We start from the raw sequence: 6,028 nt of genomic DNA on the forward strand, positions 1-6,028 counted from the left end.
GAATTATAATCAGCAACACGTTCTTCTATACGTGCATACTTTTCTTCAATTTCTTCTTTCTCAACCTGTGTTTTTTGAAGTGTACTTCTTGTATCATTCAGTTGACCTTCTAATTCAACATATTTCTTTTTAGAAACACATGAGGTTAAAAGACCTGCGGTTAATACGGTAGCTGTGATTACTTTTCTCATAATTTAGTTTAGTTCTTAGTATTCTTATTTAGTTAATACTTTTCACCTCTTGCTACAATAATGCCATATGAAACTATAATGCTGCTTCTGGCTTCCGATAAATCGCTCTAAAACTTAGCGGCTACGACCACTTAGTCTCTGAAAACAAACGGTTTGAAGTATTTTGGTTTCGTTTATCAAATGAAATGGAATAACCGGCTTTCCTGAATTTGGGTAGCAGATTCATATTGTAATTGTGTAGATTATCACTCCAATTTGGTGACAATTTCTACAATTTAAGCTCTTTAAATTCCAGATTGAGCAGCTTCCTATGAATATTCTACAGACATTTAACAGAAGTTTATTAGTAAACATTGCGCAATAACTTCGCCGTAATACATCTAAACGATAACTTTGGAAACTTCTAAAATTCAGTTTTTTGAGCACAGCCAAAGCACGCTTTATCAAGATTTTAAAAATAATTGGAAAGATCTTTCTGGGGATTCTCATTTTGTTGATTCTTATCCTTCTATTCGTAAGAAGTCCCTGGGGACAGAATATTATTAAAGACAAGTTTATATCCTCCATAGAAGAGAAGAGTGGAGCTAAGATTGACTTGGAAAGAATCTATATTCAATTTAATGGTAATATTGAAGTTGATGATCTTTATATCGAACATCCAAATGGCGATACCATTATATATAGTGAACATATAACTGCGAATATCCCTTTTATGCCTTTAATAAAAGGAAATGGATTCAGTCTGGACGCTTTGGAAGCGCGTCGTGTTCGTGCTAATATTATTCGGGAAGATTCTATTACTGGATTTAACTATGAAGTTCTAATGAAGGCATTTGCATCAGATACCACACAAACTGCAACCACCCCGGCAGATACGACTAGTTCAAGTATGCAAATATCTCTTGGAGAATTTGATCTGAAAGATTTTGATGTAGACTATATAGATAATGTGAGTGGTATAGACACCAAGGCAAAGTTTAAGGAACTTCAGCTGTCTTTTGCTGAAACAGATCTTACCAATATGGCTTTTGTAGTCGAAGAAGCTATTCTAAATAAAGCGCAGGTCACCTATAATCAAACGAAACCTTTTCCTCCTTCTGAAGGTGAAACAAGTCCCGCACCTGTTTTTGAAGTGAGAAAATTAAACCTTAGTGATGTTCGAGCCAGTTACAATTCCAGTCCCGATTCTATTTCAGCAGATATGAAAATTAAATTGCTGGAAACAAGTCAGTCGAATTTCAATCTCAAGGATAGCATTATCTCTTCTGAATTGCTGAAACTACATAATTCAGATATTATACTTGAACTACAGCAAAATACTACTTCAGCAACAACAGAAGAGCAGGGGAGTGCTACTGAAGCTTTTGTGTGGCCCGAATGGAAGATTAATATTGAGGAAATAGACCTTGCTAATAATAACATTCTTTACCGCGTGAACGATGCTCAGGTCAAGAAAGGAACTTTCAATCCTGATATCCTGGATGTTAAAGACCTTGACTTACATGCCTCTAATATTTCTTACGCACCTGAAAATGCAAGTTTAAATATTTCTGAATTCAATTTTACTGAAGCTTCCGGGATTGAGATAGATCAATTCAATCTTGAAGCAGAACTTACCAAAGATCAGATACAACTCACAGATATTACTTTCGACGGAATTGGTAACAGTTTCAACGGAGATCTACAGCTTAGTTACAGTGACCTGGATGCATTGATGAAAGATCCAGGAAGTGCAAGTTTACAGGCTGATCTTTCAGACATAAATCTAGAGCTGGGCGAATTTTTCAGATTTCAACCAGATCTTAGAGAGAACGAATATTTGAAAAACCTCGCAAAATCACCTGTAAAAGGAAATCTTTCCATAAATGGGAAAGTTGATAATCTAAACCTGGCTAATTTAAATTTACGCTGGAGAAATACAAATATTAAGGGTAGCGGAAGTATCGTAAATGCGCAGGATCCAGAAAACTTAAGTTTTAACCTTCCAAATGTCAGACTTTCTTCCACTCAAAAAGATCTTCAAAATTTTGTAAGCGAAGCTGATCTTGGGATGCAAATTCCAGAAAAGATCAGTATCAATGGAAGTTTTAAAGGTAATATGGAAAAGGTTAGCACGAATGCTAAGATCGCTACTACCGATGGCAATATTAACGTTAATGGGAACTTTGAATTTGGAGATCAGATCGCTTTTGATGCAGAAGTCCAGGGTGATGGAATATCTCTGGGAAGATTACTTCAAAATGAAGCCCTTGGAGATTTGCAAATAGATATAAAACTTACCGGAAGTGGAAATTCTGTAGCAGATCTTAATGCGAGTCTTGATTCTACGATAGAGAGTTTTACTTATAACGGATACGAATTCAGGCAGATCGATATAACCGGGGAACTTGAAAACGGGAAGGGACCAATCAACTTAATGTATCAGGATTCAAATCTGGACATGGAAGCGCAATTGGATGTTGCACTTGATTCTGTTTCTCCAAGAGTAGATTTTAGTTTATACCTGGATGGTGCAGATCTGGAAGCTCTGGGAGTCACTCAAAAAACAATCAAAGCCGCATTCGAATTACAGGGTTGGTTTGAAGGAAATTCTTCGGAATATGAACTTGAAGCCGAGATCATTGATGGAGTAGCGGTTTATAATAACAAAGCTTATTTACTAGGTAGCTTTAAAGCAGATGCATTTGTAAGACAGGATACTACTTCCGTAGACATTAATAACAGAATCCTGAACTTAGACCTCAAATCTAACGCAACACCTGCAGCTTTTTCAGCAGCCATAGACCGACACTTCAAAAGATATATTACTGAAAATTATCAGGAGGACTCTATTTTCAATCCTGTTAATATGAAGATTAATGCGAAGATTAGTGAAGCACCAATACTAACAGAAGTGTTTCTTGTTAATCTTCAAAAACTGGATACGGTTAATATAGATGTTAACTTTGCAGAATCTGGAAGAAGGTTGGATGCCAATATCGATATACCCTTTGTAAATTACTTCAATAGTGAGATCGATAGTTTAAAACTGGATCTTAGATCCAATCCACAGGATCTAAAATTCGAGTTCGCATTCAAAGAATTAAATACCGGTCCGCTGGCTATAAAACGTACCATAATTGGAGGTGATGTTCAGAGTAGAAAATTGAATCTTGAATTCACCTCGGTTTATGATACTACCCAGGTTGTTCACGCTACTTCACAATTGAATTTCCAGGGTGATACCTTGCAATTTCATATCGATAATAAGGATCTAATTCTAAATGGTAATCCGTGGCAAATAGAGAATTCGAATATGCTGAGTTTTGATACGGATTACCTGAATTTTCAGAACTTTAGACTGTTTAGAGAAGATCAGGAAATGCGCATAAGCAACGATAAACCCGGTGTTGAAAAAGAGCACTTAAGCCTTGACTTTAAAAACTTTAAGTTAGCCGCGCTGTTGAGTTATCTGAATCCTGAAGAGAAGCTGGCACAAGGTCAGGTGAACGGGAACATCGTGTATGAAGATCCTTTTGGAGAGACAGGTCTCCTGGCAGATATGGAGATCAATAAATTATCTATGCTTGGCGTGGATATGGGAACTCTTAGTTTAATGGGGAACTCTTCTGGATTTAGTCAGTATGATTTCGAGATGGCGATGAAAGGTGGCGAGATCGATCTGGATCTTATCGGATCATATATTGCTGCTGAACCTTCAGCAAAACTGGATCTAAATCTTGATTTAAATGAAATTCGTATGACTGCTCTGGAAGGTTTTTCCCAGGGAGAGATTAAAAATGCCGATGGAAGCTTCAGTGGAAATTTCAAACTTAACGGAACTCTATTAGAGCCCGTTTATGAAGGAAATCTGCAATTTGACGCTGCTTCCTTTAACATTGCGATGCTCGATTCTCAATTTACCTTGCCCGATGAGCAGCTTGAAATGGATAATCAGGGTGTGTATTTTAATAATTTTGAGATCGTTGACGCTGAAAGTAATTCAATCGTTGTCAATGGAGAAGTCACAACTCCAACCTTTTTAAATCCAGGGTTTGATCTAGATGTTCAGGCAGAAAACTTTAAACTTATTAATTCTACGGAAGAGGATAATGACCTTTTCTACGGAACTGCAGTTGTTGATGTGGATGCACAAATAAAGGGTGATCTTACTTTACCGAAAGTAACCATGAATGTTGATGTAAGAAAAAGTACAAATCTTACTTATGTGGTACCAGAAACCGAACTTCAAATGAAGGAAAGGGACGGTATTGTTATTTTTGTGAATAAGGAAAACCCGAACGATATTCTAACTGAAACTGAAGAAGAAAGTTATGTAGTTTCTGGCTATGATATCTTTACCAGGCTGACCGTAAATGAAGGAGCTAAATTCAATGTCATCATCAACCAGGAAACTGGTGATATTTTCCAGGTTCAGGGAGAAGGAGATCTTATCTTTAATATGTATCCAAACGGTAGAACAGCCCTTACCGGAATTTACAATATTAACGATGGGTATTATGAGATGAGTCTTTATAATCTTGTTAAAAGAAGATTTGATATAGCTGATGGAAGTCGTGTTTCATGGGCGGGAGATCCTTTTGATGCCCAACTGGATGTAAGAGCTATATACTCTGTTGAAACTGCAGCTTCAGGATTACTTTCGTCAAGTTTAACCGCTGTAGATCCAAGTGATAAAGGAATGTATAGACAGGAACTTCCTTTTCTGGTTTATCTAAACGTGAACGGAGATCTTATGGCTCCAAAAATTTCCTTTGGATTAGATATGCCAGAAGATGAACGTGGTGCAATTAGCGGAGAAGTATATAACAGAGTTCAGCGATTGAACAGCCAGGAACAGGAGTTGAATAAACAGGTGTTTTCATTACTCGTTCTAAACAGATTCTTTCCGGAAGGTGGAAGTACAGGTGCAGGTGGTGGTACCATGGATGTAGCCAGAGATAACCTGAACAGCGCATTATCAGACCAGTTAAACATGTTATCAAGCAAAGTACTTGGTAACAGCGGACTGCAATTGAATTTTAATCTTGATAGTTATACAGATTACCAGGGTGATAATGGACCTCAGGATCGTACGCAATTAGATATTAGTGCTCAGAAAGCATTTCTTGAGGACAGGTTGATCGTAGAAGTGGGAAGTGCCGTAGATATTCAGGGAGGAAACCAGGCAGGGCAGGAGGCAAGTCCGGTTATAGGAAATGTAAGTATTTCCTATCTTCTTGATGAAAATGGTATCTGGAGATTGAAAGGTTTCAGTAGAAGTCAGTACGAAAATGTGATCGACGGGCAGTTGGTAGTGAGTGGTATTTCCCTAATTTTCACCAAAGAATTCAACAAGTTCAAGAACATGTTTGAAAAGGCGGTGATGGAAGAAGTAAAGAAGGAAAAGAAAGAACCTGAAGAGACAGAAAGTTCAGAAGGTACAGAAAGCACAGAAGATGAAAATTAGAATTTCAGTAATCATATTAATAGCTGTAGCACTATTTCAGTCCTGCAGTGTGGAAAAATTCATACCTGAAGAAGAATCACTTTATACCGGTGCCGAGATCAGTATAGAATCTGATTCTGTAATTAAAGAGGAACCTCAATTAAAAGCTGAGTTGCAGAGTGTTCTAAGACCAGAACCAAACGCGCAAATCCTGGGAATGAGACCGGGACTTTATTTTCACTATAAAGCACAACGCGAGAAGCCGGGAATCATCAATAAATTTTTAAATAAAAAATTAGGAGAGAAGCCAGTGTATCTGTCAGATGTTGATCTCGAAAATACGGAAGAATTACTTCTGAATAGATTGGAAAACAGAGGTTTCTTTTATTCGAATGTAACTTCAGAAGAA

General features: G+C 37.3%; 1 protein-coding gene and 2 pseudogenes. 2 read left to right on the forward strand and 1 reads right to left on the reverse strand.

All coding sequences use genetic code 11. The annotated features are described in order from the left end of the window. A pseudogene (locus QZ620_RS13105) lies at window positions 1–191 on the reverse strand (cell envelope biogenesis protein OmpA); the annotation flags it as partial. A gap of 418 nt (window positions 192–609) precedes the next feature. Between QZ620_RS13105 and QZ620_RS13110 the strand changes: the two are divergent. Together QZ620_RS13110 and QZ620_RS13115 are read left to right on the forward strand one after the other, a co-directional pair. Beyond that, window positions 610–5,640, forward strand: coding sequence for a translocation/assembly module TamB (locus tag QZ620_RS13110; RefSeq protein WP_295182459.1), 5,031 nt, complete (start codon window positions 610–612; stop codon window positions 5,638–5,640). Next, window positions 5,630–6,028 (forward strand): annotated as a pseudogene (locus QZ620_RS13115) (hypothetical protein); the annotation flags it as partial. The gene QZ620_RS13110 and the pseudogene QZ620_RS13115, both read left to right, overlap by 11 nt.

It is taken from the genome of uncultured Christiangramia sp. (assembly GCF_913046405.1).
Classification (GTDB): Bacteria; Bacteroidota; Bacteroidia; order Flavobacteriales; family Flavobacteriaceae; genus Christiangramia; species Christiangramia marina.